Here is a 25,980-nt window from a genome sequence, read left to right as displayed (position 1 = left end):
GGGGCCGAGACCGAAGGAGATCATCATGGGCAAGCTGGTTGTCACACAGTTCGTCTCGCTCGACGGCGTCATCGAGGACCCGGGCGGCGCCGAGGGCTTCGAGCACGGCGGCTGGAGCTTCAAGAACCCCGCCCCCGACGGCGACGCGTTCAAGTTCGAGGAACTGATGGCCGCCGACGCCCAGCTGCTGGGCCGCAAGACCTACGAGGCCTTCGCCGCCGCCTGGCCGGAGATGACCGACGAGGCCGGGTTCGCCGACAAGATGAACTCCATGCCCAAATACGTCGTCTCCACCACCCTGACCGAGGCCACCTGGAACAACACCACCGTCATCGCTGACAACGTCGCCGAAGAGGTCGCCAAGGTCAAAGCCGCCCACGACGGCGACATCCTCATCGCGGGCAGCTCCGTACTCATCGACACCCTCCGCGAACACGACCTCATCGACGAATACCGCCTGATGGTGCACCCGGTCGTCCTCGGCTCCGGCAAGCGCCTCTTCAACAACAGCGCCAGCGACCTCGAACTCGTCGAATCCCGCAACGTCGGACCGAACGTGCTCCTCCAGACCTACCGGCCCGCCGCCAAGACCGAGGGCTGACCCACGGCTCGGCTGTCCCCGACTCGGCACTCCCGCCCGGCGACCCCGGGCGGGAGTGCCGCTCCACGGGTCAGCCCGCCTGCCAGGACCGCCAGAGTGCCGCGTAGGAGCCGCCCGCGGCGACGAGTTCGTCGTGGGGGCCGAGTTCGGTGACGCGGCCCGCCTCGACCACGGCGACGCGGTCGGCGTCGTGGGCGGTGTGGAGGCGGTGGGCGATGGCGATCACGGTGCGGCCTGCCAGGACGGCGCCGAGGGAGCGTTCGGTGTGGCGGGCCGTCGTGGGGTCCAGCAGGGCCATGGCCTCGTCGAGGATCACTGTGTGCGGGTCGGCCAGGACGACTCGGGCCAGGGCCAACTGTTGGGAGCGAGCGGCATCGAGGTGGACGCCACCGGCGCCGAGGCGGGTGTCCAGAGGCAAGTCCAGCGCCCAGTCGGCGTCGACGGCGGCCAAAGCGGCGCGCAGGTCTGACTCGGACGCGTCGGGGGCGGCCATGGTCAGGTTCTCGCGCAGGGAGCCGATGAAGACGTGATGTTCCTGGGTGACCAGGACGATCCGCTTGCTCAGCTCCGCCACCGGCAGCGCCGCCACGTCGACCCCGCCCACCCGCACCGACCCCGTCCGCGGTGTGTCCATTCCGGACAGCAGGCGGCCCAGCGTCGACTTGCCCGCGCCGGACGGGCCCACGATCGCCAGCCGCTCCCCCGGCCGCACCGTCAGGTCGACGTCGCGCAGGACGTCGTGGCCGTCGTGGTAGGCGAAGGAGACCCCGCGCACCTCGAGTTGGTCGTCGACCGGTGCGGCCGACGCGACCACACCGGGGTCGGGCACGCAGCCGACACCGGCCACACGGGCGAACGACGCGGCGCCGCTCTGCAGCTGCTCCAGGCACATCAGGACCCGGTCGAGCGGCTCGACGAGCTGCCACATGAAGAGGCTGCCCGCCACCACCGCGCCCAGCGACAGCTTCCCGTCCAAGTAGGACAGTCCGCCGACGAGCAGGATCGCGGCCATCGGCAGCGCGTGGGACGTCTCCGACACCGGGAACAGCACCAGCCGCAGGCGCAGCGTCCGCATCCGGGACCGGTACGCGATGTCGACCGCCTCGTCGGCGTGGCGCACCCGGGCACGGCCGAGGTCGAATGCCTCCACGGCTCGGGCGCCGTCGGCGGTGGCGGCCATGCTCTCGGCGACCACCGAGCCCGCCGCGCCTTCGGCGAGGTAGGCGTCCCGCGCGCGGGCGAGGTACCAGCGCGACGCCCAGATGATCAGCGGCAGCCCCACCAGCGCGCACAAGCCGAGCAGCGGGTGCAGGACGAACACCGCGACGAAGATGAACACCACCCGGATACCCGCCACGACGACGTGCGGCACCTCGTCACGCAGTGCCGAGCCGACCGTGTTGACGTCGGCGGACGCGCGGGTGCCGAGGTCGCCGGTGCCCGCGCGTTCCACCACGCGGGTCGGCAGGGCCAGCACATCGGTGACGAAGTCCTCCCGCAGCCGGGCCAGTGTGCGCTCGCCGAAGCGGTAGGCCGCGTCGGTGGCCAGCTTGGTGAGCAGCAGGTAGGCGACCGCGCTGCCCGCCACCCCGAGTGCGAGGCCGTTGATCGCGGCGTCGGTCGCGGTGCCCTGTTCGACGCGGTCGATGATGCGGCCCAGCAGCCACGGCCCGCCGAGGCCCGCGACCGCGGACAGGCAGGTCAGCACGATGATGCCGACCATGGCAGGGCGGTCGGCCATGATCAGCCGCCACGCGGCGCGGCGCACGGTGCGGCGGTCGGCGATGGGAAGCCGGCTCACGCCTGCACCTCCTGACCGCGGAACACCAGTTCGCGGTAGCCGCCGTCCTCGGCGACCAGGTCGGCGTGCCGCCCGGTGGCCATCACCTTCCCGTCGACCAGGTAGGCGACCTCGTCGGCGGTGTCGAGCACCAGCGGCGACGTGCTCACCAGCACGGTCGTGCGGCCCGCCCGCGCGGCGCGCAGCCGGTGGGCGATCACCGCCTCGGTGTTGGAGTCGACGGCGGAGGTCGGCTCGACCAGCAGCAGCACCTCTGGGTGGGCCAGCAGCGCCCGGACCAGCCGGACGCGCTGCCGCTGGCCGCCGGACAGGTCGCGGCCCTGCGCCTGGATCTCGGTGTCGAGGCCGTCGGCGAGCGCGTCGACGATGTCGTTGGCGTTGGCCACCCGCAGCGCCGCGTCGACCGCCGCGTTGTCGGCCGGTGCGCCGATCATGTCGCGCAGCGGGCCCGCGAACAGGTACGCCTCGTTGTCGCTGACCATGATCCGCCGCCGCACCTCGGCCAGCGCGACACTCGACAGCGGCACGTCACCCCAGGTCGCGGCCGACTCGACGTAGCGGCCGACCCGGTCGATCACCGCGATCGCCGCGGCCGGGTCGTCGGCGACGAGCGCGAGCATCCGGCCCGGCGGCACGACCAGCCCGGACTCCGGGTCACGCAGCGGCGCCTGCCCGCGCGGGCCGGGCGCACCCGCCGCGTCGGCGACGTCGGGCGTCAGCCTGAGCACCTTGAGCACCCGGTCCACCGACACCAGCGCGCGGGCCACCCGGTCGGTGTCGTCGATGAGGAACGACACCGGCACGACCAGCACCGCGACATACCCGTACACCGCGGCCATCTCGCCGACGGTGATCGTGCCCGCGGCCGCCATCCGCGCGGAGATCCACACGACGGCGGCGAGGAACAGCATCGGCAGGAACGCACCCGCCGCCGTGGTCCAGCTGGCCACTCGGCCGACCCGGTAGCCCTCCTGGATCAGGGCGCGCGACCGCAGCCGGTAGTTCCCCGCGAACGTCGCCTTGCCGCCGATGCCGCACAGCACGCGCAGCCCGGCCACGATGTCGGCGGCCAGCGCCGTCAGCTCACCCTGCCGCGCCCGGTAGCCCGTTTCGACCGTGCGCAGCCGCGCCATCAGCGGGCCGATGACGACACACAGCAGCGGGACCCCGACGAGGACGACGGTGGCGAGCAGCCCCGAGATGGTGAACAGCAGGACCGCGGTCGCCGAGTAGGCGATGACGGCGCCGACCCCGGGTCCGGTCATCGTCAGCGCGTGGGCGATGCGGAACAGGTCGGACCCGTGGATCGTGGTCAACTCGCCCGCCGACACCCGGCGCGGCAGCGCCGCCCCGATCTCGATCGACCGGCGCGCGATCACCTGCACCGTGCGGTACGCCGCGTCGGTGCGCACCCGGGTCATGGTGCCGTGGCGCAGCGCCCCCAGCACGGCGTTGACCACGCCGCTGAGCAGGATCGCCGCCACCCACAGCACCAGCGCGCCGACGTCGCGGGCCCGCAGCCCGTCATCGATGGCGCGCGCGACGAGGTACGGCGGCACCATCAGGCCCAGCATCCACGTCGTGCCCCACAGCGCGCCGAGCGCGACGCGGCGACGCTGGCTGACCACCAGCCACCACAGGTAGTGCCACGGCCCCCGCGTGTCCGGCGTCCCTGGATCGGCGTACGGCACCCGCTTGTTCATGCGACCCCCCAAACCTCATCGTCGTGACTCGGGCCGTGGAGCGTCAAGCGGCTTTGTCACCATCGGACAAAGCGCGGATTGTCACTGCGCGGCAACCACACGAATCACGCGGTGATCACGGCGATCGTTCCGGGGCGCTCTGATCAGTCGGTATGTTCGCGTGGAAACCCTGTGCCCCAAGCAAAGTGACGGGAACCTGGATGGAACGGCCCCGTATCTCCGTCGTCGGCCTCGGGAAGTCCTACGGACCCGTGGCCGCGCTGACCAACGTCAACCTCAAGGTCGGCGCGGGGACGGTGCTGGGTGTGCTTGGCCACAACGGGGCCGGGAAGACGACCCTCATCGACATCCTCGCCACCCGCACCCGCCCGACCAAGGGGTCGGCGACGGTGTGCGGGTGGGACGTGGTCCGCTACGGCGACAAGGTGCGCCGCTGCATCGGCATGTCCAGCCAGTTCACCTCGGTGGACGAGACGCTGTCCGGCCGGGCCAACCTGATACTCGTCGCTCGGCTGCTCGGGGCCACCGCCAAGCAGGCCGCGGCGCGCGCCGACGAACTGCTGGCGGTGTTCGGGCTGACCGAGGCCGCCAAGCGCAAGCCCGCCACCTACTCCGGCGGCATGCGGCGCAGGCTGGACTTGGCGGCCGGGATGCTGGGCAGGCCAGAGGTGCTGTTCCTCGACGAGCCGTCGACCGGCCTCGACCCGGTGAGCCGGTCGGAGCTGTGGGCGTTCATCGAGCGGCTGGCGCAGGAGGGCACGTCGGTCGTGCTGACCACGCAGTACTTGGAGGAGGCCGACCGGCTGGCCGGGGAACTCGTGGTGCTGGCCGGTGGGCACGTCGTGGCGAAGGGCACGCCCGCCGCGCTCAAGGCCAAGGTGGGCAGCCGCTCGGCCAAGGTGACCTTCGCCGACGTCCCGACCACCCGCAACGCCGCGGGCGCGCTGGCCTACGCCGGGATCCACGCCCAGCCGGAAGAGGCGTTCTGCGCGATCGTCGTGCCGGTCGCCGCCGGGCACCACATCACCGGGCTCGTGCGGGCACTGGACAAGTGGGGCATCGCGCCGACCGACCTGACCGTCACCGAACCCACCCTCGACGACGTCTACCTCGCGCTGCACCGGGCGGCGCGGAGCCAGTCGTGAGCCGACACGCCATCCGGACCCGCAGACGGGCCGACGACACCGTCGTCCTCTACGTCAACCAGCTGCGCATCAGCACCGACTGGGGCGGCAGCTCCATGGCCACCCAGATCCGCGTGCTGACCGGCCGGTCCCTGCGCACCGCGTTCGGCGACTACCGTCTGGTGTTCTTCGGGCTCCTGCAGCCGGTGGTGATGCTGCTGCTGTTCAGCCAGGTGTTCAGCGGCATCGGCACCATGCCCGGCGTGGTCGAGTACCAGGGCTACATCAACTTCCTCATGCCCGCCACGCTGGTGAACATCGCGATGACCACGGCGATGAGTTCCGGGGTCGGCATGCTGACCGAGATCTACACCGGATTCATCGGCAGGCTGCGGTCGATGCCGATCAGCCTGTTCTCCCTGCTGGTGGCCCGAACGCTGTCGGACGCGGTGCGGCTGCTGGTGCAGCTCGCGGTCACCGTGGCCGCCGCGGTGCTGTTCCTCGACTTCACCCCCGCCGGGGTGGGCGGCGTGGTCGCGGCGGTGCTGCTGACGGTCGTCGTCGGGTGGGGGCTCGGCTGGATCTTCGTCGCGCTGGCCACCTGGCAGGGCAAGCCGGAGACGATGCAGGCGATCTCGTTCATCGTCATGTTCCCGCTGATGTTCGCCTCCAGCGCGTATGTGCCGATCCAGGCGATGCCCGGGTGGATCCGCACGGTGTCCACGGTCAACCCGGTCACCTACGCCATCGACGCGACCCGGGCGCTGTGTCTGGACAAGCCGCTGGGCTGGTCGCTGGCCGCCGCGCTCGGCCTGGTCGCGGTCACCGCCACCCTCGGTGCCCTGCTCGCCGCGCGCAACTTCCGTCGCACCCGCTGAAACGCGAACTGCCCCGGGGGGGCGGACCCGGGGCAGTTCGGTTTCGACGGGTTGCGGTCTAGTTCGACGGCGCCGTCGAGCCTTCGATCTTCTGGCAGGTCGCGGCGCTGCCGAACGCGGCGGCCAGCTCGGGGTTGCTCTTCAGGTCCTTCGCCGGGCCCTCGTTCTCGCCGAGCGAGCTCATCACCTTGCTGATGTCGCTGATCGCGGCCTGGAAGGTGGCGGTGTCGGTCACCGGCGCGGCCTGCAGCTTCGACTTGGCGGTCTCCACAGTGGACTTCGTGGTGGTCAGCGTGCTCATCGCCTTGTCGAGCGCGGCCTGCCCGTCGGTGACCGGCGGCGCGCCCGCGGACTTCAGGCCGTCGGAGACGTTGCCCAGCGCGTCGGACAGCGAGCCGAGGTAGACCACGAGGCTGTCCTTGGCGGCCTGCGGGTTGCTCGGGTCGACCGCGGGCAGCTGCGACAGCTTGGCCGCGCCCGCGTCGATCGTCTTGCAGACCTGCTCCGACCACGCGATCGCCGGTCCGTTGGTCGCGGGGCCCTTGTCCGAGCCGCAGGCGGCCACCGTGGCACAGGTGCACACGGCCAGCGTGGCCGCGGCGATCACACGTCGAATCATGGTCGCTTCCTTCTCCAAGACGTATCGGGCGCGCTGAGCGCGAAAGAACGAAAGGAACTACGGCGACGAAATACGGCCGCGGCGTGGAATCGAACGTTACTGGCCGATGACGAACACGGGCAAGCACGGTATTGATCGCGCGGGTGGTTTTGTCAGCGTCGAACAGAAACCCGACCAGGCGTTGTTCGTTCCTGACACCCGCGTTTGACACGCTCAGCCAGGTTTCCTTAACGTTGAGCGAACAAATGTTGGGTGACATTCGACGGTGTCATTTATGCGTGCTCAATGACGAGGCGGGACGAGCATGGCGATTCAGCCTGGCGCAGCGGGCAAAGACCGGGCCACCGCACTGTGGGCGTCACTGCCGCGTGAGCTGGTGAGCAAGTTCCATCCGATGGTCGGCCAGCTGACCAGGGAGATGATCCGCGAGATCCAATTGGCGGTGCCCGAGTACGCGCGCCCGCTGAAAGGCCATTTCGGCGCGATCATGACCGCGGGCGTCGAGCAGTCCGTCCTGCACATCCTCGACACCGTCGGCGTCGGCGGCTCCCCCGACGAGAACTGGGCCGCGGTGTTCCGCAGGCTGGGCCGCGTCGAGTTCGCCGAGGGCCGCAGCCTCGACTGCCTGCAGACCGCCTACCGCGTCGGCGGCCGGGTCGCCTGGCGCCACGTCGCGGCGTGGGGCCAGCAGCAACGGCTGCCCACGGCCATGTTCACCGTGGCCGCCGAGGCGATCTTCGCCTACGTCGACGAGATCTCCACGCTGTCCATCGAGGGCTACACCGAGGCCCAGGCCGAGTCGGCGGGCGTGGCCGAACGCCGTCGGCAGAGACTGCTGGACCTGCTGATCGCCGACCCGCGCGCCCCGCGCCACGCGATCGTCAAGCTGGCCGACCAGGTCAAGTGGAAGCTGCCGGAGATGGTCTCGGCGATCGCGCTGGAACGCTCCGACGACGCCGACTACGAGCAGTCGCTGCCGCGGTTGCCAGAGGTCCTGATGGATCTCGACAGCGAGAACCCGTGCATGATCAGCGCCGATCCCACCGAACATCTGCACCGGCTCGCTGGTCACCTGCGCGGCCTGCGGGTCTGCGTCGGCCCGTACGTGCCCCTCGCCGACGCGCCGTCGTCGCTGCGCTGGGCGCGGCGGGCGATGACCCACGTCGAGCAGGGCGTGCTCCCCGACCGGCAGATCACCTGGTGCCGCGACCACCTGTCGACGCTGTGGCTGCTGGCCGACGAGTTCCTGATCGAGCAGCTGTTGGAGCGCACCCTCGCGCCGCTCACCGGCCTCACCGACAAGCAGCGAGCCAGCACCATGGAGACCGTGCTGGCGTGGCTGGAGACCCGCGGCAGCGCGCCCGCCATGGCCGATCGCCTCAACATCCACCCGCAAACCGTGCGTTATCGTATGAAACTGGTCGACAAACTGTTCGGAGCGCAACTGGAGAACGCGAACTCCCGGCTCGACCTGGAGATCGCCCTGCGCGTGCGGCGCATCGCCACTAAAGTCCGCACAGTCACCCCGCACCTCGTTTAGTTCGATTCGACAACACTCGGCGCCGATTTACGACAATCGTGTTCTCCGATGGATTTGACCGGCGTTCCGCCGGTATATTCCATTCTCGCGATGTCGAGCTTCGGTGAAATTGTTTCCACGTTTTCCCCGCGCTCGACCATGACATGTGGGAGGCCGATGGTGGCGGGGCACGAGGACAGCGGCACCGGCCGTCCGGTCCGGATCGCGTTCGACTCTCTGCTGTCGGCCGCCCCGGCCCGGCGACCGGACGACCTGGTCGACCTGTGGTCCCAACTGCCCCGCGAGCTGGCGATCCTGTTCCGGCCCAGCGCACCTGAGCTGGCCGCCGAGATCCTGCGCGAGATCAGGCAGACGATCCCGGCGCTGGCCCGGCCGGTGGAGAGCCCGGTCGGCAAGTCCATTGTGGAGGGGATCCAGCAGGCGATCCTGCAGTTCGTCGACCGGCTCGCCGACCCGACGGCGCCGCAGGCCGACCGCGCGCAGCTGTTCCGGGACATGGGGCTGCACGAGATCTACGACGGGCCGATCCTCGATGTGCTGCAGATGGCGTACCGGGTGGGGGCTCGGGTGGCGTGGCGGCACATGGCCCGGGTGGGTGAACGGGCCGGGGTGCCGACCACGACGCTGTGCCTGCTGGCTGAGGCGATCTTCGCCTACATCGACGAGCTGTCGGCGTTGTCGATCGAGGGGCACGCGTCGGCCCAGGCCCGGGCGGTGGGGATCGTGGAGCGGCGGCGGCGTCAGCTGCTGGAGCTGCTGTTGTCGGCCGCTGGGGACCCGAAGCAACTGCCGACCCGGCGGTTGGCCGACGCCGCGAAGTGGGTGGTTCCCGGGCGGGTGGTCGCGGTCGCGATCGACCTCGACGAGGACCCGTCGGAGTACCCGGCGGCGCAGTTCGACCCACGGATCCTGGTCGACCTGGAAGGGCCCGAACCGTGCCTGCTGGTGGCCGATGACCACCAGCAGGCGCTGAAGGATCTGCCCGCGGACCTGCCGGGCTGGCGCGCCGCCGTGGGACCAGCGGTCAACACCGCCGACGCCGGGGAGTCGCTGCGGTGGGCGCGGCGGACTTTGGAGCTGGTCGACCGGGGCGTACTGCCTTCGGCGCAGCTGACGTGGTTCGACAACCACATGTCGGCGCTGTGGCTGCTCAACGACCCGCTGTTGGTCGCGGAGATCACCGAGCGCGCCTTGGCGCCGATGGCGAAGTTGACGCCCAAGCAGCGGCGGAAGCTGAGTGAGACGCTGCTGACCTGGTTGGAGACCCGCGGCAGCGCGCCGGAGATCGCGCAACTGCTGGACATCCACCCCCAGACCGTGCGCTACCGCATGCGACAGCTGGACCGGCTCTTCGGCTCACGCTTGGACAACCCCGACACGCGATTCGATCTCGAGGTGGCGCTGCGGGCGCAGCGGACTCGCAAGCAGGAAGAAGCCGTCGCCGACGACGAGGACGACGACGAGTCAGAGTGAGCGCAGCGAGGTGATGCGCCAGTGTCCGTCGATCTGTTCGGCGGACACGCTCAGCTGCGCGGCGCCCGAGCTGCTCACGTCGGTGTCGCCACGGGTGGCGCTCTGGTCGATGAAGACCAACAGCTGGGCCCGATCACCCGAGAGCGCGGTCACCCCGGACACCGCCACGCGCGAGCGGAGGGTCAGCTTCTGCTCCCCCGAGTGCTGCCGAACCTGGTCGAACAGCTTCTCGTACTGTGCCTTGGCGTCGCCGACGAGGATGTTCTTGGCGGCATCCTCCGTGGCCTTGGTGTCGTCGAAGCGGTAGGAGAAGATCTGCTCCAGGCCCGCGTCGATTTCCTGGATCACCTGGCCGGTCTCGCCCGTGTCCACGAGCGCCGCGTTGTCCGGGGTGACACGACCTGCCGCCACCATCGCCACAACGCCGGCGGCCGCTACCGCCACCGCGAATCCGACCAGCACCACGGGTGTCCGCTTGCGCGGTTCCGGCGACTCGGCATCCGGCTCGACGTCGGTGGACTCGACGTCGGTGGACTCGACGTCGGTGGACTCGGCCTCGGCGGACGTCTCGTCCAGGGTGTCGTCGACGGGGGTTTCGTCGAGGACCGCTACGGCCGTGCGTCGTCGGGTTCCGGCCACAACTGGGCGCCGCCGGGTGGGTTGTGCTTTGCGCATCACTGGCCTCCTCAGGCGGGGACGTAGGGGACTTGAGCGAGGGCGGTCAGCTTCCATCCGCCGTCGGTGCGGGCCAGGTCGGCTTGGAAGCGGCTGCGTTTCGTCGCCTGCTCCCCCGCCGCGGGCCGCACGACGATCTCCACCGCCGCGATCACCCTGGCGGTGCCCGCCGACGGGTTCAGCTCGGTGACCGCCGCCTCCAGCACCGTCCCCGTGGTCACCGTCTTGGCTTTGGCGATCTCCGCCTTGCTGGTGTCCTGCGACGCGGACAGCTCCTCCCGCAGCGGGCCGGTCGAGGCGTCCAGCCAGCGGGAGAAGCCCGCGTCGATCGCCTGGTAGTCCAAAGTGGTCAGTGTGGCCACGCCGGAGCGGCCTGCCTGGAGGGCGGCGTCGCGGGCGGTTTCCGTCTCCGATGGCTGGGTGGCCCGCCAGTACGTCCACCCGCCCAAGCCCGCGAAAAGGGCTGCCAGGACCAGGAGCACCACGCCCATGCGCAGTCGAGTCATGTCAGCTCCCCGGTTTCGCGGCGGGTGGGACGGCGTGGGAGCCCGGTGCGTTCTGCGAACCGCGCACGCCGATGCCGGTGCTCGGGGACAGGGCGCAGCGGGCCTGGGTGTTGAACGGCGCCGCTGAGGTGTCCAGGCCGTTGCGGTAGGCCGTTCCGTAGCCGGTGGTGCAGGGCAGGGGCTCGAAGAACGTCGTCGCCAGGCCGAAGTGGGCGCCGTCCGGGCGCAGGACCTGGCCCGCGGCGGCGACGGCCTGCGGGGTCACCACCAGCAGTTGCTCCATGCCGCCCTGCCGCGTGACCAACACGTTCGACGTCGTCAGCAGGTTCGCCAGGAGCACGCCGGTGGCCGGGCCGATCTCCTTGATCAGACCGCTGACCTCGGTGGCCACGGAGGGGGCCGAGGCCAGCAGGGTGCGCAGGTCGCCGTCGGAGGACTTCAGCTGTTCGGCGATCAGCTTGGTGTTCGCGCCGAATTCCTTGATGGCTGAGGAGCTTTCGATCTGGCGGGTCAGGACCAGGTCGGCGTCGTTGATCAGCTGGGTGGTCTGCGGCAGGTGCTCGACGGCCTCCTTGGTGAAGCTCGACGCCGAGTCCAGCAGGATCTGCAGGTTGGGACCGGTGTCCAGGGTCGCGTCGTAGAGCTCGTCGACGACAGTCCGCAGGGAGTCCTCGGGGACGGACTCGACCAGCTTGTCCAGGTTGAGCAGCAGCGTCTGCACCGGCAGCGGCAGCGCGGTGTCCTCCTGCCGGATCACCGAGCCCTCCACCAGATACGGCGTGCCGTCGCGGCGTGGGCGCAGGTCGACGTACTGCTCCCCCACCGCCGACCGGTTCGTCACCACAGCGTTCACGTCAGCGGGAATCGAGGGTGCCGACGATTCGATCAGCAGCTCCACCTCCACCCCGGATTGCACCAGCCGCATCTCGCCGACCCGGCCGATCGCCACGCCGCGGTAGGTGACCTCGGCGTGGGTGAAGATGCCGCCGGAGTCGGCCAGGCGGGCGACGACCGTGTAGCCGGAGTCGCCGAACAGCGCGCCAAGGCCCGCGTAGCGGGCGCCGACGTAGGTCACGCCGAGCAGGGCGATCAGCACGAAGCCGACGACCTGGATCCGGACCTTGGTGGTAAGCATCAGCCACCTCCGTTGACCGAGGGCAGTGGAAGGGCGGGTGCCGCCGCCGCTTCCACCGCGGTCCTCGGTACGCGCGAGTCGAGCTTCAAGTACGTGTTCAGGTAGTCGCCGCGGATCGCGTCCATCGCGCCGTTGGTGAAGGGGAACGTGAACAGCAGCTCCATCGCCTTCGGCAGGTTCTGCCCGGCCTCGGTGAGCTTGCGGAGAATCGGCTCCAGCGCGCGCAGGTCGGCGACGAGGTCTTCCTTCGACCGGTTGATCGTGTCGACGGCGATCCCGGACAGCATGTCGAGTGCTCCCAGCATGTCGACGAACTGCTCGCGCTGGTTGGTCAGCACCTCGATGCCCGGACCCAGGTTCTCGATCAGGTTCGCGATCTGGTCCTTGCGGGCCGCGAGCGACTCGGCGAGCGTGCCCATCGCGTCCAGCGCGCGGGAGATCTCGGCCTTGCGGTCGTCCAGGCCCGCTACGAACGTGTTGAGGTTCGTCAGCAGCGAGCGGATCTCCTTCTCGTTGCCGCCGAGTGCGGCGTTGAACTCGCGGTTGATCTGCTGGAGCTGGCCGACGCCGCCGCCGTTGAGCAGCATGGACAGCGCGCCGAAGATCTCCTCCATCTCCGGGTTGCGGTCGGTGCGGTCGAGCGGGATGCGGGCGCCGTCGGTGAGCCTGCCCTCGCCGGTCCCGCCGGGCGGCTTGTCGAGTTCGATGAACTTCTCACCGAGCACACTGGACTGGCGCAGCCGCGCGACCGCGTTGGCGGGCAGGTTGATGGAGCCGTTGACCGCGACGGTCACCAGCGCGCTGCGCCCGTCCGGCGCCAGCTCGATCTTCTCGACCCGGCCGACGGCGACGTCGTTGACCTTCACCCCGGACTGCGGGACCAGGTCGAGCACGTCGCGGAACTGGGCGGTGACCCGGTACGGGTTGTCGCCGAGGTCGGCGCCGCCGGGCAGCGGCAGATCGTAGGCGCCGCCCATGGCGCCGCACCCGGTGGCCAGGAGCACGCAGGCTCCGATCACGAGACGCCTCATCAGCCACCCACCAGGGGCAGCGGCGGGTTGGCGCCGACGAACTCGGTCAGGTTGCCGCGGCCGTCGATGGTGCCGGTGGCCGGGTCGTAGGCGGCGAGCAGGTTCGTCAGGGCCAGCGGGGCGGCGTCGAGCGCCTCGGCCAGCGACGCGCGCTGGTCGGACAGCAGCTGCGCGGTGCCCTGCAGCTTCTCCACGCTGGTCTTGATGCGGCCGCGGTTGTCCTTGATGAACGTCTCCACGATCGACAGCGCGCCGGCCAGCTCGTGCATCGCCGCGCCGAACTCCTCGCGCTCACCGGCGAGGAAGCCCGACACCTCGGCGAGCTGGTCGTTGAGCTTGCCGACCAGGGCGTCGTTGGCGTGGAGCATGGTGGTGAACTTCTGGACGCTGTCGATCGTGGCGAACAAGTCGTCCTGCGAGCCGCTCAGCGTGCGGGTCGACTCGCCGAGACCCTTGATCGACTCGCTGAGCTTCTTGCCGTTGCCGTCGAGCATCTTCGCGCTGCTGTCGAGCAGGTCCGACAGCGCGCCGTCCTTGTTGGCGCCGTCGGGGCCGAGCGCGGTGGTCAGCCGGTCGAGGCTGGCGAACAGCTCGTCCAGTTCGACCGGCACGGCGGTGTCGGTGACCGGGATGGTCGCGCCGCCGTCGAGCATGGGGCCGGCGGTGTAGGCCGGGGTGAGCTGGACGTAGCGGTCGCTGACCAGGCTTGGGGTGACGACCAGGGCCTTGGCACTGGCCGGGATCGCGATGTCCGGGTCGAGCCGCATCGACACACGGACGGTCTGACCCTGTGGCTCTACCGCGTCGATCGTGCCGACCTTGACCCCGAGCACCCGCACGTCGGAGCCGGGATAGACGCCGACGGCCGCGGTGAAGTAGGCGGTGACCTGCTTCCGCGGCTCCAGCCGCGTCACCACCCAGCCGACCCCGGCGCCCAGCACGACCAGGGCCGCGGTGATCAGCGCGATCCGGCGCAGCCACTTCCTCGATCCGGCCATCAGCGGCCACCTCCTGGTTTCGTGGGGACGCAACCGCCACCCGCGGCGGGCACGAGCCCGCAGATGTAGGTGTCGATCCAGCGGCCGTTGCCCACCGCGTTGCCGACCAGCCGGTAGAACGGCCCGGCCAGCCGCAGCGCCTTGTCGAGGTGCTGCTGGTTGCGCTGCAGCACGTCCGACACCCGGTCGAGCTGTTCGAGGGCCGGGCCGAGCTGGGCCTGGTTCTCCGCGACCAGCCCGGCGAGCTGCTGGGACAGGTTCCTGGTGCCCGACAGCAGCGCCGAGACCGACTCCTTGCGCCTGCTGATCGCCTCCAGCAGCACGCCGCCGTCCTTGATCAGCGCCTCGAACTGGGCGTTGCGATCGGCGATGGTCTTGGTGAAGGTGCCGCTGCCGTCGAGGAGCTTCTTCAGCTCCTCGTCGCGCGACGAGATGCTCTTCGACAGCGCGGACAGCCCGTCCAGCGCGGAGCGGATCTCCTCCGGGGTGGCGCTGTCGAAGGTCTGCGACAGCGTCTTGAAGCTCTCGGCGAGCTGGCCGGTGTCGATCTCCCCCGCGGTCTTGGCCAGGTCGCCGAAGGCGTCGGTGACGTCGTAGGGCGTGACCGTGCGGCTGACCGGGATCGGCTCGTCGGGGTTCTGCTCGTTCTGCCCCCGCGAGTCGAGGTTCAGGTTCTTCTGCCCCAGCAGCGTCTTGATCTTGATGGAGGCCACGGTCTGGTCGCCGATGCGGATACCGGACACGTGGAAGCTGATCAGCACCACGTTGCCCGCCAACTCCACGTCGGTGACCGCGCCGACCTTGACCCCGGCGACCCGGACCTCGTCGTTGGGCCGCAGCCCGGCGGCCTCGCGGAACTGCGCGGTGTAGGTGGTGCCGCCGCCGACCAGCGGCAGCTCGGACCAGAAGAACGTCAGCGCGCCGATCAGCGCCATCACCAGGCCGCCGACCAGGCCGACGCGGACGGGGTTGCGTTCGCGGAAGGGCTTCAGCGACAGCTTCTTCAGCTTCGGCTTCTTCATCGGATGCACCGCCCATCGGTGACCGGGATGCCCACCGGGACCGGCGCGGTCCCCGGCATCTGCGGCGCGGGGACCGCCGACGACGTGGCCCCGCACAGGTAGAGGTTCAGCCACGACCCGTAGGAGGCGGTCCGGCCGATCGCCTCGTACTTGCCGGGCAGCGCCGAGATGAACTTCTCGAACTCGGGGGTGTTGTCCGCCAACGACTTCGACAGCGCGCCGAGCGCGTCGATGTCACGGCGCAGCGGCTCGCGGCCCGCTTGCAGCAGCCCGGCGGTGCTGGTGGTGAGCGCGGCGATGCCGTCGATGGCGTCGCCGATGGGCTCGGCGTCCTTGGCGAGGCCGGACACCAGCGCCTGAGTCGTGGTGACCAGTGTGGACAGTGCGTCGCCGCGGGAGTTCACTTGGTCGAGCACGATGTTGAGGTTGGTGACGACCTGGCCGATTACCTTGTCCTTGTCGGCCAGCGCGTGGGTCAGCGACGAGGTGTGCTGGACGAGGCTCTGGATGGTGCCGCCTTCGCCTTGCAGCACTTGCACGATCTCGAAGGACAGCTGGTTGACGTCGGCCGGGTCCAGTGCCTGGAACAGCGGCTTGAACCCGTTGAACATCGCGGTGAGGTCCAGCGCGGGCTTGGTGCGCTCCAGCGGGATCGTGCCGTCCTCGGCCAACGGGGTCGCCTCGCCGGCCCCGCGGTCGAGGGCGATGTAGCGCTGGCCGATCAGGTTGCGGAACTTGATCGCCGCGGTGGTGGACACCGTCAGCGCCCACCTGCGGTCGACCGAGAAGGTGATCTCGGCGCTGCGGCCGTCGACGATCTCGATGTCGTCGACCTGCCCCACCCGCACCCCGGACATGCGCACGTCGTCGCCCGCGTTGAGCGAGGTGACGTCGGTGAACCTGGCCTTGTAGGAGATGGTGTCGCCGCTGTTGCGGTTGGCGATGGTGACGCCGAGCATGAGCGTGGCCAGCAGCGTTATCGCCGCGAAGATCAGCCCCTTGACCAGTGGTCCGGCGAGGTCCCTCATCGCAGCGTCACCTCCGCCCCGCGCAGCAGCGGGCCGACGAGCAGCCCGCTCCAGTCCGGCACCGAGTCGGGCGACTCGCCGGTGGTGACGGCGAGCAGTTCCTTGAGGAACTGGGCCTCGGCGGGCGAGTTCGCCGACGACGGCACGGTCGACTGGATCCCGGCGCCCTTCGTGTAGCACTTGGGGCCGCCGCCCGCGGTGTAGCGCGGGGTGTCCTTGCCGGGCAGGTACGCGCCCCGCGACGGCTTGACGGTGAGCGTCACGTGCAGTCCTGGGTGTTTGGTGCCCACGCCCAACGCCTGTTCGACGTTGGGTTTGAGCGCGGTCGCGGCGGCGAACAGGCAGGGAAACGACGGCGCGTAGCGCGCCAGCAGCTCCAGCGTCGGCCTACTCGCCGATGACAGCCCGATGAGGTTCGTGCCGTTGTTGTTGAGGAAGCCCGCGAGGTCGTTGGACGCGCCCGTGACCGAGGCGAACAGGGCGGCCACGTTGTCCTTCTGGTCTGCCAGCGTCTTCGCGGTCGTGGTGAGGTCCGACAGCGCGTCGACGATCTCCGGCCCGGCCTCCCGGTAGCTCTCCAGCGTGTCGGCGAACTTGGTGATGTCGGCCTGGATCTGCGGCATCTTGGGGTTTAGCTCGTTGAGGTAGGAGTTGAGGGCGACCATGGTCTCCCCCAGCGGTTTGCCCCGGCCCTCCAGCGCCTGGGAGATCGCGCCGAGCGTGCTGGCCAGCTTCTGCGGCTGCACCGCCTGCAGGACCGGCATCAGGTCGCGCAGCGCCTTCTCCAGCTCGATGGCCCTGCCGCTGGTGTCCTGCTCGATCACGTCGTCCTCGCCCAGCCGGGCGTGGTCGGGCTCGTCGGGCAGGATCAGGCTCACGTACCGCTGGCCGAACAGCGTCTTGGGCAGCAGCCGCGCCTTGACGTTGCGGGGCAGTTGCTCGAGGCGGTCGGGGTCCATGGCCAGTCCGATGTCGACACCGTCGTCGGTGACGCTGATCGTGCGGACCGCGCCGACGATCACCCCGCGCACCTTCACGTCGGCGTTCACCTTGAGCTGGTTGCCGACCCGGTCGGCGCGAAGCGTCACGGGGACGTCGGAGCTGAACTGCTTCTGGTAGATGGCGATGGTGAGCCATCCGCCTGCGACCATCAGCAGGATGAACACCAGGCCAAGCGCCTGGCTGCGCAGCCGCGCGCGTTGCACCTCCATCAGCCCGCCACCCGCACCGTCGTCGTCGCGCCCCAGATCGCCAGGCTCAGGAAGAAGTCGAGGACGCTGACCAGCACGATCGAGGTCCGCACCGACCGGCCCACCGCCACGCCGACGCCCGCGGGGCCGCCGGTGGCGCGGTAGCCGTAGAAGCAGTGGGTGAGGATGATCGCCACGCTGAAGATCAGCACCTTCACGAACGACCAGAGCACGTCCTCCGGTGGGAGGAACAGCGAGAAGTAGTGGTCGTAGGTGCCCGCCGACTGCCCGTAGATCTCGACGGTCGTGGTGCGGGCGGCGATGTAGGAGGTGAGCAGGCCGATCACGTAAAGCGGGATGATCGCGATGAACCCGGCGATGATCCGCGTGGTGACCAGGTACGGCATGCTGCGCACCGCCATGACCTCCAGCGCGTCGATCTCCTCGGAGATCCGCATCGCGCCGAGCTGCGCGGTGAACCCGGAGCCGACCGTGGACGACAGCGCGAGCGCGGCGACGAGCGGCGCGATCTCGCGGGTGTTGAAGTACGCCGAGAGGAACCCGGCGAAGGCCGACGTGCCGATCTGGTTCAGCGCCGAGAAGCCCTGCAGGCCGACGACAGTCCCGGTGAACACGCACATGCCGACCATCACGCCGATGGTGCCGCCGATGACCGCCAGCGCGCCGCTGCCGAAGCTGACCTCGGCCAGCAGCCGCACACACTCCCGGAAGTAGCGGCGCAGCGCGAACGGCGTCCACGCCAGCGCGCGCAGGTAGAACCACAGCTGGTCGCCCAGGCGCTCCAGGCCGTTGATCGAGCGCTGGACCGTGCGGCGGTGCCGCCCCGTTATCGCGGTCACCGGTCACGCTCCTTTCGCGGGGACGATGCGCAGGTAGACCACGCTTATGACGAAGTTGACGAAGAACAGAAGAAGGAAGGTGATCACGACGGACTGGTTGACCGCGTCACCCACGCCTTTCGGGCCGCCCTTGGGATTGAGCCCGCGATAGGAGGCCACGAGCCCGGCGAGGAACCCGAAGATCGCCGCCTTCAGCTCGCCGACCCAGAGGTCGGGCAGCTGGGCGAGCGCGGAGAAGCTGGCGAGGAACGCACCGGGCGTGCCGTCCTGCATGATCACGTTGAAGAAGTAGCCGCCGCACACGCCGACAACGCTGACCATCCCGTTGAGCAGCGCGGCCACCAGCATCGCGGCCTGCACACGCGGCACCACCAGCCGCTGGATCGGCGAGACCCCGAGCACCTGCATCGCGTCGATCTCCTCGCGAATGGTGCGCGAGCCAAGGTCGGCACAGATGGCCGACCCACCCGCACCCGCGACGATCAGGGTGGTGACGATGGGGCTGGCCTGTTGGATCACCGCGAGCACACTCGCCGCGCCGTTGAACGATTCGGCGCCGATCTGGCTGGTGAGCGACCCGAGCTGGAGCGTGATCACCGCGCCGAAGGGGATGGAGACGAGCGCGGCGGGCAGAATCGAGACGCTGGCGATGAACCAGAACTGGTGGATGAACTCCCGGGTCTGGAACGGCCCACGGAACATGCCGACGACGACGTCGAGCCCCATCGCGAACAACCTGCCGAACTCCCGCAGGACGGCGACGATCGCGGCCTTCGGCTTCTCGGTGAGCCGGTCGTATGCCGAGGTCATGGCCGCACCTGCCGACCACGCGTCGTACCGCGGGGCGATCGCGGCCGCATGCCGAGGTTCGAGGTCATGGTCGTCCCTCCGGGCGGCGTGGCTCCGGGGACGGGGTGGTGCGGTTGCGCTGTGGCAGTGGGGGGCCGAGCCTGCCGGGCTGGCCCGGTGCGGGCTGCGCGTGCGGCCAGTTCGACGGTGGCGGCATCGTCGCCGCGGGGACCGTCGGGGTGGGTGGGTGGACGCCGCGGGCGGCGACGCGTTCGGCGGCCACCTGGCGGGCGTAGTCGTCGTAGCGGCCGAGTTCGTCGCGGTTCAGTGAGGCGAGTACGCCGTGCTGGGCGCTCTCCGGCAGTGTGTGCAGCATCGCCAGGACCCGGTTTCGGCGCCTGCGGACCGCGTCCCGCACCGGCATGCCCGGCGTCGGCTCGATCTGGGGCACGACGCCCCGCACGTCCTCGAAGCCCGAGCCGTCCGCGTGACCGGCCTCCGCGTGGGCCTGTTCCAAGGCCATCTGCGCGGCGTCCTTCTCCTCGGACATGCCGATCGGGCCGATGCGGCGGCCGTTGAGGAACTGCTCCACGACCGGCTCGTCGCTGGTCAGCAGCACCTCGCGGGGCCCGAACATCACCAGCTCCTTGCGGAACAGCATGCCCAGGTTGTCCGGCACCGTCCGCGCCAGGTTGATGTTGTGCGTGACGATCAGGATCGTCGCGTCGATCTGCGCGTTCAGGTCGATCAGCAGCTGCGACAGGTAAGCCGTGCGCACTGGGTCCAGGCCCGAGTCCGGCTCGTCGCACAGGATGATCTCGGGGTCCAGCACCAGCGCCCGCGCCAGCCCGGCGCGCTTGCGCATACCGCCGGAGATCTCCCCCGGCAGCTTCGACTCCGCGCCCTGCAGACCGGTCAGCTCGAGCTTCTCCAGCACGATCCGCCTGATCTCGGTCTCGGACTTCTTCGTGTGCTCCCGCAGCGGGAACGCCACGTTGTCGAACAGGTTCATCGAACCGAACAGCGCGCCGTCCTGGAACAGCACGCCGAACAGTTTGCGGATCTCGTACAGCTCGTGCTCCGAGCAGTGGCACAGGTCGACCCCGTTGATCACCACGCGGCCGTGCTGCGGCTTCAGCAAACCGATCAGGCACTTCAGGAAGACCGACTTGCCGGTGCCCGACGGGCCGAGCAGGGCCGTCACCTCGCCCGCGGGCAGGGTCAGAGTGACGTCGCGCCAGATGGACTGGCGGCCGAAGGACTTGCTCAGTCCCTCGACGACGACTTCGACGCCCATCGCACCTCCCAAGGGTTTCGTCGGTTCATGTGGCCGGACAGCCCGCGCACTCGAGCCGCAGCTCCGTGCGCAGGAGGTTCTTGGGACCGGAGACGAGCCCGGTCAGCAGCGGGGTGAGGTCCTCGGTGACACCGCAGCCCACCAGCGGCGGGATGGTGTACTCCGAGTCGATCGTGGCCGCGGGCTTGGGATTGGGGTTCTGCGGCGTGATCTTCGGCGCCGACAGGTCGAGGTCGCCCTTGATGGACACCGCGATCGGCGTCTTCGACCTGCAGTTGGCGCCGACGTTGAGCGGCACGTTGTTCTGCTTGACGTCGGTGATCACCAGGTCCAGTGCCAGCTTGATGTCGGCGTGGACGGTCGGGAAGTCGTTCATGTTCGCGGTGCCCGACGCGGTGCCGACCTGGACGAACGAGTTGGTGTTGGTGACCGGCACGAACCGGAACACCACGAAGTAGCCCGACGCGGGCGGCATGGTCAGTGTGCCGGTCACGGGATAGATACCGGGGTTGCCCGGGTCCTCCTGGCCCTGCTTGATGACCGACTTGAACTGGCCAGACCCCACCCGCATCGCCGAGCCGAGCTTGGCGATCCTGGTCCAGCCGTCGACGCGGAAGTTGACCCGGAAGTCGCCCGGTTCGGCGGGCGCCGCGGCGGCGGCCCGCTGCGCGTCGGGCACCGGCTGCGCGGCCTGCGGGCCGGACGCCACGAGGGCGCCGACAGTGCCCGCGGCGACCGCGAGCGCGCACGCCCTGGCCACGCGAAATCCTCGGATCGACATCATCGAATCGCTTCCCACCTACCGGACAAGGGGAATCAGCTAATTGGCATCTGCCACTTCGGCGGACATTACCCAGGTGTCACCGGATTGACAACAAGACCACCGACAAGGGCGCACAGAATGTCTTATGCGCGTGCTAATTTGTCACCGCGCACAGGTTTTCCGATCAACTTTTGTGGCACACGGACGGACTGCACGGCGCACTATTGCCCGGGCTCGTGACCGGCGAGTAACTTCACCGCGCATGCCGACCATCGCCGCCGCGCGCCCGCAGGCGCCCGCCCGCGTCTCCGCGCTGGCCCGCCACCGCGACCTGATCCGGTTCGCCGTGGTCGGCGGCGGCGCCTTCGCCGTCACGCTGGCGGTGAACTACAGCCTCAAACTGACTGTGCTGACCGAGAAACCCGTTACAGCGCTGGCAATCGCCACCACAGTGTCCACTGTGGTCGCCTACCTGCTGTCACGCCACTGGTCCTTCGCGCACCGCGGCGGCAGACAGACCCACCACGAGGCGACGCTGTTCCTCATCGTCAACGCCATCGCCGTCGGGCTCAACCTGCTGCCGCCGCTGGTGTCGCGCTACGTGTTGCACCTGCGCGCCGCCGAGATCGGGTTCGTCGGCCAGGAAGTGGCCGATTTCGTGAGCGGGATGATTATCGGCACCCTGTTGGGCACCGCGTTCCGCTGGTGGGCCTACAAGAAACTCGTGTTCCCGACGCCCAAACCCTGAACCAGCTGCTGATCGTCGGCCAAAAGGCGCTTCAGCACCTTTCCGGTCGGGTTGCGCGGCAGTTCGTCGACGAATACCACATCGCGCGGCACCGAGAATCGGGCCAGCCGCTGATGCACATACGATCTGACTAAATCCTCGTCCAATCTTGCTCCAGGGCGCAACACGATGTACGCGGCGAGGCGCTGCCCGTACTCGTCGTCCGGCACGCCGACCACCGCCACCTCGTCGATCTGGGGCAGCGCGATCAGCACCTCCTCGACCGGCCGGGGGAAGACGTTCTCGCCGCCGGAGACGATCATCTCGTCGTCGCGCCCGGCCACGAACAGCCTGCCGTCGGCGTCGAAATAGCCGCGGTCGCCGGTGTCCATCAGCGAGTGCTTGATCTCGCGGGCCATGCCGTCGGTGTAGCCGTCGAAGAGCATGTCGTTGCCGACGAAGATCCGGCCGACCTCGCCGGGCGGCACCTGCTCGCCGTCGACGCCGAGGATCCCCAGCGCGGTGCCCAGCGGCGGGCGGCCCGCCGTGGTCGGCGCGGCGCGCAGGTCGGCCGGGTCGGCGATGGTGCCCGCGGAGACCTCGGTGGAGCCGTAGAAGTTGTAGAGGATGTCGCCGAAGGTGTCCATGAAACCGGTGACGACCGAGCCGGGGATGGCCGAGCCGCTGCTGGCCACGATCCGCAGGCTCGACGTGTCGTAGCGCTCGCGCACGTGGGCGGGCAGCGCCAGCATGCGCTGCAGCATGATCGGGACGACGAACATCGCGGTGCAGCGGTGCTCCTCGACGGCGCGCAGCGCGCCCTCGGCGTCGAACCGCCGCTGCAGCACCAGGGTCGCGCGCAGCGGCATGCTGATCTGCACCGCGGTCAGTCCCCAGCTGTGGAAGATCGGCGCGGCCACCAGGACCCGCTCCCCCACCTTCAGCGGGATGCGCGACAGCACGGTCGCCGCGTCGCCGAGCCCCTTGGGCGTGGGGCGGCGCGCGCCCTTCGGCGTTCCGGTTGTGCCGGAGGTCAGCACGATCATCCGGCCGGGCCGCTTCGGCGCGGCGAACGACGTGCGCGGCTGGTCGGCGATCACCTCATCGACGCGCGGCGACGCCGACCCGGTCCAGATGCGCGCCACCTTCTCCGGCACATAGCGCACTTTCTGGGCGAAGTCGTCGTCCACGATCAGCACGCGGGCCTTGTGGTGGCGCACGGTGTCCTCGACCTGCCCGGCGGCGAGGCCGGTGTTGAGCAGCACCGCGTCGGCGCCGAGCTTGCCGCAGGCGATGAGCGCCTCCAGCATCGTGGCGTGGTTGCGGGCGAGGATGCCGACCTTGGTCTCGGCTTTGACGCCGAGACCGCGCAGCGCGTGGGCGAACCCGGTCGACCGCTCGTCCATGTCGCGGAACGTGTGCCGTCCCGCGCCGTCGTTGATGACCGCGACGCCGTCGGGTTCGCGGGCCGCGGCGGCGGTGTACCCGCCGACCATGGTCGCGCCCCACCTGGCCAGCGCTTTGAGCTGGCGGAGCATCTTGTCGGGCCGGCTCGGAGTCAGGATGCCCGCCGAGGCCAAGGTTTTGGCGACCCGGATGGGCGACGAGCCGATGTCGTGGCGCTTGAGCACCGGCCGCGGGTCGGAGATGCCGGACAGGTGGTCGCTGATGCGGTGGACGCCGTCACGCACCCAGTTCTTGATCTCCGACTCGGTCCAGTCGGTGCCCGCCGGGTGGCGCAGCATCGGCCGGAAGAACACGACCTTGAGGTTGGTGCGGCCCGGCCGGTCGTTCTCCAGCCGCACCGAGACCCAGCTGCCGTTGTCGGGGCTGCCGGAGATCACCAGCTGCTCGTCCTTGCGGGCGATCGGGGTCTCCAGGTGGTGGTCGAACACCGCGCCCGGGGCCAGGCACGCGCGCAGCAGGTAGCGGGCGGGCCTGCCGAAGTCGCGGGCCGCGACCTGGTCGCAGGAAGTGATTCCCCGAAAGAACCGGGAGTACCGTGGGAGATCGCCGAGAATACTCCAGACGAGGGCACGCGGATGGTCTATTGACAGGTCGAAGACAACACAATCCGCTGACATAGCAGACCCTGCCTTTCTCGGCAAGAAATATGACCCCGCTGTCTCCCGTCGCGACGACTGTGCTAGGTATCACGCGGATGACAAAAGGATCGCAGCGCGAATCTCCCCTGGTCAAGCGCTGTTTTGCTCATCGGCGAAATACTGGGCGGATCGACAACAAACCCGCCGAACCTTGTCCACTCGGACAAAATCGGCTCAGCCCAGAGCCTCTAGACTGACCGCCGCCGCCCGCGCGCCACCCGCTCGGGCGAACGATTCCTGAATACGCTTCGCGGCCGTCCGATAACTGTCATCGGAGAGCACATTGTCGATCGCGGAGCCGATCTGGGCGGCCCGGGCGTGGGCGAACCGCAGCCGCACCCCGGCGCCCGCGCGCACGACTTGGTCGGCGATCACCGGCTGGTCGTCGCGGATGGGGGCGACCACGAGCGGCACCGCCCGGTCGAGCGCCTCGCACACCGTGTTGTGCCCGGCGTGGCACACCACGACGGCGGCGCGGTCGAGCACGTCGGTCTGCGGCACCTCGCGGCGCACCAGGACGTGATCGGGCACCGCGTCGAGCGTGCCGCCCGGGTCGACGACGACGGCCTGCAGGTCGGGCCGCTCGCGCAGCGCGGTCACGCAGCCCGCGAGGAAACCCGCGCCGGAGTCGGCGTTCAGCGTGCCGACACTGACGAACACCAGCGGCCGGTGGTCGAGCCGGTCCCACGGGAAGTCGACCGGCGTCGCGGCGCGGCGGCTGGGGCCGACGAACCGGACCGGCGCGGACACCGCCGCCTGCCCCGCGAGCGCCTCGGTGGTGAACGCCAAGACAAGGTGCGGGGAGAACCGGAGATCGTGGTCGGCCATCGGGTCGCCGAACCGCAGCCGCAGCTCGGTCAGCAGCCCGGTCACCCACCGGCTGACCGCGGGCATGGCCGCCAGCGGGTCGGCGATCTCCGATGACGTGGTCGCCGAGGTCGCCCACGGCAGCCCGGTGCGGTGCGCGGCGAGCACCCCCGCGAGCGCCTGCTGGTCGACCACGAGCGCGCCGGGCTCCCACTGCTCGATCGCCGCCAGGACACCGGGCAGCATCGCCTGGGCCAGCGGGATCAGCGTGTGCTCCCAAAGGAACTTCCACGCCGCGAACCCGCGCACGTCGGCGGGCCGTTCCGGCACCGGGCACCACACCGGGAACACCGTCGACCCTTCGGGCAGCAACCGGGCCAGCATGTCCGGATCACCCGCCCACGCCACCTGGTGGCCGCGCTCGACCAGTTCGGCCGCGACCGCGCTCAGCGGGTTGATGTGCCCCACGAAGGGCGGGACCACCAGCAGGTAACGGGTCATGCCGCGCCGATTTCCTCCGGCACGGCATGCATTTCCTCGATCCACGCCAGCAGCAGCTCCCGCACGGTCCGGTGCCGTTCGACCAGCACCGAGTGGTTCTGTCCCTCGATGACCTCGGTGCGGCAGTCCGGCAGCGCCGACGCGACCGCGGTCAGGTCGTCGGCCTGGAACCCCTCACTGCCCACAATGGACAGCACGGGACACTGGATCCGCCGCATCGCCGCGGCGTCGAGCAGCGGCCCCTGCGGGACCTCTTCGACGATCGACGTCGCCGCGATCATCGCGCCCGCGATCTTCGAAAGCCGGGCGTGGTGGCTGCCGAAGGTGCGCTCCAGCCAGTCGAGCACGTCCTGGTCCTGCATCCAGTCCACGACGTTGCTCAGCGTGCTGCCCATCTTCTCGGCCCACTCCGCCGTCGCGGGTTCGGCCTCGATCGCCACGATGCTGAGCACCCGGTTCGGGTAGCGCTCGGCGAAGCTGAAGGCGATGGTGCCGCCGAAGCTGTTGCCCACCAGGTGCACCGGCCCGTCGACCCCGGTGCTGTCGAGCAGCGCCCGCAGGTCCTCGACGAAGTCGGCCACCCGGTAGCCGGTCAGCGGTCGGTCGGTGCGGCCGTGGGCCCGCAGGTCGTAGGTGACCACGTCGATGCCCGCCTGTGACACCGGGGCGGCCAGGGTGAGGTAGAAGCTGGCCAGGCTGTCATAGCCCAGGCCGTGCACGCACACCACCGTCGGCGGCTTGTCGGTGGTGGTGTTGCGGGCGGGCATCCGCTGGTAGTGGGTGCGGATGCCGTTGGCCTCGATCATG

The 25,980-nt window shown here is 69.8% G+C and carries 24 protein-coding genes; 6 read left to right on the top strand and 18 right to left on the bottom strand.

Going from position 1 to position 25,980, the window contains the following annotated elements; translation table 11 throughout:
- Positions 1-25 precede the first annotated feature (25 nt).
- Positions 26-601 (top strand): dihydrofolate reductase family protein, encoded by a 576-nt coding sequence (locus ACSHT8_RS04385; RefSeq protein ID WP_436497910.1) that lies wholly within the window; start codon positions 26-28, stop codon positions 599-601.
- Positions 602-671: 70 nt separating this feature from the next.
- Here the strand turns inward: ACSHT8_RS04385 and ACSHT8_RS04380 are convergent, their stop codons facing one another.
- Together ACSHT8_RS04380 and ACSHT8_RS04375 are read right to left on the bottom strand one after the other, a co-directional pair.
- Positions 672-2,402 carry an ABC transporter ATP-binding protein gene (locus ACSHT8_RS04380; protein ID WP_436497909.1) on the bottom strand — a complete coding sequence of 577 codons (1,731 nt, stop codon included), beginning with the start codon at positions 2,400-2,402 and terminating at the stop codon, positions 672-674.
- The gene (locus ACSHT8_RS04375) at positions 2,399-4,105 is read right to left on the bottom strand and encodes an ABC transporter ATP-binding protein (protein ID WP_436497907.1); all 1,707 of its coding nucleotides are present in this window, start codon (positions 4,103-4,105) and stop codon (positions 2,399-2,401) included. The genes ACSHT8_RS04380 and ACSHT8_RS04375 overlap by 4 nt, the downstream gene beginning before the upstream one ends.
- Before the next feature lie 200 nt (positions 4,106-4,305).
- Between ACSHT8_RS04375 and ACSHT8_RS04370 the strand changes: the two genes are divergently transcribed.
- Complete coding sequence (locus ACSHT8_RS04370; RefSeq protein WP_436497905.1) at positions 4,306-5,250, top strand: ATP-binding cassette domain-containing protein; 945 nt, start codon at positions 4,306-4,308, stop codon at positions 5,248-5,250.
- Entirely contained in the window at positions 5,247-6,107 is an 861-nt protein-coding gene (locus ACSHT8_RS04365) for an ABC transporter permease (protein ID WP_436497903.1), read from the top strand. The genes ACSHT8_RS04370 and ACSHT8_RS04365 overlap by 4 nt, the downstream gene beginning before the upstream one ends.
- A gap of 58 nt (positions 6,108-6,165) precedes the next feature.
- On the opposite strand, the gene ACSHT8_RS04360 is transcribed toward ACSHT8_RS04365, so the two are convergent.
- The gene (locus ACSHT8_RS04360) at positions 6,166-6,726 is read right to left on the bottom strand and encodes a hypothetical protein (protein ID WP_436497902.1); all 561 of its coding nucleotides are present in this window, start codon (positions 6,724-6,726) and stop codon (positions 6,166-6,168) included.
- Positions 6,727-7,030: 304 nt separating this feature from the next.
- Between ACSHT8_RS04360 and ACSHT8_RS04355 the strand changes: the two genes are divergently transcribed.
- Positions 7,031-8,266, top strand: a complete 1,236-nt coding sequence (locus ACSHT8_RS04355; RefSeq protein ID WP_436497900.1) for a PucR family transcriptional regulator — start codon at positions 7,031-7,033, stop codon at positions 8,264-8,266.
- A gap of 156 nt (positions 8,267-8,422) precedes the next feature.
- Positions 8,423-9,739, top strand: coding sequence for a helix-turn-helix domain-containing protein (locus ACSHT8_RS04350; RefSeq protein ID WP_436497898.1), 1,317 nt, complete (start codon positions 8,423-8,425; stop codon positions 9,737-9,739).
- On the opposite strand, the gene ACSHT8_RS04345 is transcribed toward ACSHT8_RS04350, so the two are convergent.
- From ACSHT8_RS04345 to ACSHT8_RS04290, 12 genes are all read right to left on the bottom strand, one after another.
- A complete protein-coding gene (locus ACSHT8_RS04345) occupies positions 9,731-10,414 on the bottom strand; it encodes a hypothetical protein (RefSeq protein WP_436497897.1) in 684 nt (227 codons plus the stop codon). The two genes, ACSHT8_RS04350 and ACSHT8_RS04345, sit on opposite strands and share 9 nt — an antisense overlap.
- 11 nt (positions 10,415-10,425) lie before the next feature.
- Positions 10,426-10,920 carry a hypothetical protein gene (locus ACSHT8_RS04340; RefSeq protein WP_436497896.1) on the bottom strand — a complete coding sequence of 165 codons (495 nt, stop codon included), beginning with the start codon at positions 10,918-10,920 and terminating at the stop codon, positions 10,426-10,428.
- Position 10,921: 1 nt separating this feature from the next.
- A complete protein-coding gene (locus tag ACSHT8_RS04335; RefSeq protein ID WP_436497894.1) occupies positions 10,922-12,055 on the bottom strand; it encodes an MlaD family protein in 1,134 nt (377 codons plus the stop codon).
- A complete protein-coding gene (locus ACSHT8_RS04330) occupies positions 12,055-13,086 on the bottom strand; it encodes an MCE family protein (RefSeq protein ID WP_436497892.1) in 1,032 nt (343 codons plus the stop codon). Before ACSHT8_RS04330 ends, ACSHT8_RS04335 begins: the two co-directional genes overlap by 1 nt.
- Positions 13,086-14,084: an MCE family protein gene (locus tag ACSHT8_RS04325; RefSeq protein WP_436497891.1), complete on the bottom strand. Its 999-nt coding sequence runs from the start codon at positions 14,082-14,084 to the stop codon at positions 13,086-13,088. The genes ACSHT8_RS04330 and ACSHT8_RS04325 overlap by 1 nt, the downstream gene beginning before the upstream one ends.
- A complete protein-coding gene (locus tag ACSHT8_RS04320; RefSeq protein ID WP_436497889.1) occupies positions 14,084-15,106 on the bottom strand; it encodes an MCE family protein in 1,023 nt (340 codons plus the stop codon). Before ACSHT8_RS04320 ends, ACSHT8_RS04325 begins: the two co-directional genes overlap by 1 nt.
- Positions 15,103-16,134: an MCE family protein gene (locus ACSHT8_RS04315; protein ID WP_436497887.1), complete on the bottom strand. Its 1,032-nt coding sequence runs from the start codon at positions 16,132-16,134 to the stop codon at positions 15,103-15,105. Before ACSHT8_RS04315 ends, ACSHT8_RS04320 begins: the two co-directional genes overlap by 4 nt.
- A complete protein-coding gene (locus ACSHT8_RS04310) occupies positions 16,131-17,345 on the bottom strand; it encodes an MCE family protein (protein WP_436497885.1) in 1,215 nt (404 codons plus the stop codon). The genes ACSHT8_RS04315 and ACSHT8_RS04310 overlap by 4 nt, the downstream gene beginning before the upstream one ends.
- Complete coding sequence (locus tag ACSHT8_RS04305) at positions 17,345-18,184, bottom strand: MlaE family ABC transporter permease (RefSeq protein WP_436497883.1); 840 nt, start codon at positions 18,182-18,184, stop codon at positions 17,345-17,347. The genes ACSHT8_RS04310 and ACSHT8_RS04305 overlap by 1 nt, the downstream gene beginning before the upstream one ends.
- Positions 18,185-18,187: 3 nt before the next feature.
- On the bottom strand, positions 18,188-18,994 hold the full coding sequence (locus ACSHT8_RS04300) for an MlaE family ABC transporter permease (RefSeq protein ID WP_436497881.1): 807 nt from the start codon (positions 18,992-18,994) through the stop codon (positions 18,188-18,190).
- Positions 18,995-19,058: 64 nt separating this feature from the next.
- A complete protein-coding gene (locus ACSHT8_RS04295; protein WP_436497879.1) occupies positions 19,059-20,270 on the bottom strand; it encodes an ATP-binding cassette domain-containing protein in 1,212 nt (403 codons plus the stop codon).
- Between the two features lie 25 nt (positions 20,271-20,295).
- Positions 20,296-21,030: a hypothetical protein gene (locus ACSHT8_RS04290; RefSeq protein WP_436497877.1), complete on the bottom strand. Its 735-nt coding sequence runs from the start codon at positions 21,028-21,030 to the stop codon at positions 20,296-20,298.
- A gap of 265 nt (positions 21,031-21,295) precedes the next feature.
- Here ACSHT8_RS04290 and ACSHT8_RS04285 point away from each other — a divergent pair, with 265 nt between their 5' ends.
- Positions 21,296-21,781, top strand: a complete 486-nt coding sequence (locus tag ACSHT8_RS04285; RefSeq protein WP_436497875.1) for a GtrA family protein — start codon at positions 21,296-21,298, stop codon at positions 21,779-21,781.
- On the opposite strand, the gene ACSHT8_RS04280 is transcribed toward ACSHT8_RS04285, so the two are convergent.
- The 3 genes from ACSHT8_RS04280 to ACSHT8_RS04270 all read right to left on the bottom strand — a co-directional run bounded on the left by ACSHT8_RS04280 (position 21,745) and on the right by ACSHT8_RS04270 (position 25,979).
- Positions 21,745-23,844 (bottom strand): AMP-binding protein, encoded by a 2,100-nt coding sequence (locus tag ACSHT8_RS04280; RefSeq protein ID WP_436497873.1) that lies wholly within the window; start codon positions 23,842-23,844, stop codon positions 21,745-21,747. The genes ACSHT8_RS04285 and ACSHT8_RS04280 overlap by 37 nt on opposite strands.
- 195 nt (positions 23,845-24,039) lie before the next feature.
- Entirely contained in the window at positions 24,040-25,173 is a 1,134-nt protein-coding gene (locus ACSHT8_RS04275; RefSeq protein WP_436497872.1) for a glycosyltransferase, read from the bottom strand.
- Positions 25,170-25,979 (bottom strand): alpha/beta fold hydrolase, encoded by an 810-nt coding sequence (locus tag ACSHT8_RS04270; protein WP_436501993.1) that lies wholly within the window; start codon positions 25,977-25,979, stop codon positions 25,170-25,172. Before ACSHT8_RS04270 ends, ACSHT8_RS04275 begins: the two co-directional genes overlap by 4 nt.
- Position 25,980: the final 1 nt, after the last annotated feature.

The organism is Actinokineospora sp. HUAS TT18, assembly GCF_051364635.1.
GTDB lineage: Bacteria > Actinomycetota > Actinomycetes > Mycobacteriales > Pseudonocardiaceae > Actinokineospora.
The sequence above is the reverse complement of the archived record's forward strand: the minus strand, read 5'-3'. Positions and strand labels throughout refer to the sequence as shown.

Excerpts from the sequence above, each read along its gene's own strand:
- ACSHT8_RS04300 (WP_436497881.1), bottom strand. The coding sequence starts at position 18,994 with ATGACCTCGGCATACGACCGGCTCACCGAGAAGCCGAAGGCCGCGATC.
- ACSHT8_RS04345 (WP_436497897.1), bottom strand. The coding sequence starts at position 10,414 with ATGCGCAAAGCACAACCCACCCGGCGGCGCCCAGTTGTGGCCGGAACC.
- ACSHT8_RS04355 (WP_436497900.1), top strand. The coding sequence starts at position 7,031 with ATGGCGATTCAGCCTGGCGCAGCGGGCAAAGACCGGGCCACCGCACTG.
- ACSHT8_RS04315 (WP_436497887.1), bottom strand. The coding sequence starts at position 16,134 with ATGAGGGACCTCGCCGGACCACTGGTCAAGGGGCTGATCTTCGCGGCG.
- ACSHT8_RS04330 (WP_436497892.1), bottom strand. The coding sequence starts at position 13,086 with ATGAGGCGTCTCGTGATCGGAGCCTGCGTGCTCCTGGCCACCGGGTGC.
- ACSHT8_RS04275 (WP_436497872.1), bottom strand. The coding sequence starts at position 25,173 with ATGACCCGTTACCTGCTGGTGGTCCCGCCCTTCGTGGGGCACATCAAC.
- ACSHT8_RS04385 (WP_436497910.1), top strand. The coding sequence starts at position 26 with ATGGGCAAGCTGGTTGTCACACAGTTCGTCTCGCTCGACGGCGTCATC.
- ACSHT8_RS04280 (WP_436497873.1), bottom strand. The coding sequence starts at position 23,844 with ATGTCAGCGGATTGTGTTGTCTTCGACCTGTCAATAGACCATCCGCGT.
- ACSHT8_RS04310 (WP_436497885.1), bottom strand. The coding sequence starts at position 17,345 with ATGGAGGTGCAACGCGCGCGGCTGCGCAGCCAGGCGCTTGGCCTGGTG.
- ACSHT8_RS04325 (WP_436497891.1), bottom strand. The coding sequence starts at position 14,084 with ATGGCCGGATCGAGGAAGTGGCTGCGCCGGATCGCGCTGATCACCGCG.
- ACSHT8_RS04295 (WP_436497879.1), bottom strand. The coding sequence starts at position 20,270 with ATGGGCGTCGAAGTCGTCGTCGAGGGACTGAGCAAGTCCTTCGGCCGC.
- ACSHT8_RS04360 (WP_436497902.1), bottom strand. The coding sequence starts at position 6,726 with ATGATTCGACGTGTGATCGCCGCGGCCACGCTGGCCGTGTGCACCTGT.
- ACSHT8_RS04370 (WP_436497905.1), top strand. The coding sequence starts at position 4,306 with ATGGAACGGCCCCGTATCTCCGTCGTCGGCCTCGGGAAGTCCTACGGA.
- ACSHT8_RS04335 (WP_436497894.1), bottom strand. The coding sequence starts at position 12,055 with ATGCTTACCACCAAGGTCCGGATCCAGGTCGTCGGCTTCGTGCTGATC.
- ACSHT8_RS04270 (WP_436501993.1), bottom strand. The coding sequence starts at position 25,979 with ATGATCGAGGCCAACGGCATCCGCACCCACTACCAGCGGATGCCCGCC.
- ACSHT8_RS04350 (WP_436497898.1), top strand. The coding sequence starts at position 8,423 with ATGGTGGCGGGGCACGAGGACAGCGGCACCGGCCGTCCGGTCCGGATC.
- ACSHT8_RS04320 (WP_436497889.1), bottom strand. The coding sequence starts at position 15,106 with ATGAAGAAGCCGAAGCTGAAGAAGCTGTCGCTGAAGCCCTTCCGCGAA.
- ACSHT8_RS04285 (WP_436497875.1), top strand. The coding sequence starts at position 21,296 with ATGCCGACCATCGCCGCCGCGCGCCCGCAGGCGCCCGCCCGCGTCTCC.
- ACSHT8_RS04375 (WP_436497907.1), bottom strand. The coding sequence starts at position 4,105 with ATGAACAAGCGGGTGCCGTACGCCGATCCAGGGACGCCGGACACGCGG.
- ACSHT8_RS04340 (WP_436497896.1), bottom strand. The coding sequence starts at position 10,920 with ATGACTCGACTGCGCATGGGCGTGGTGCTCCTGGTCCTGGCAGCCCTT.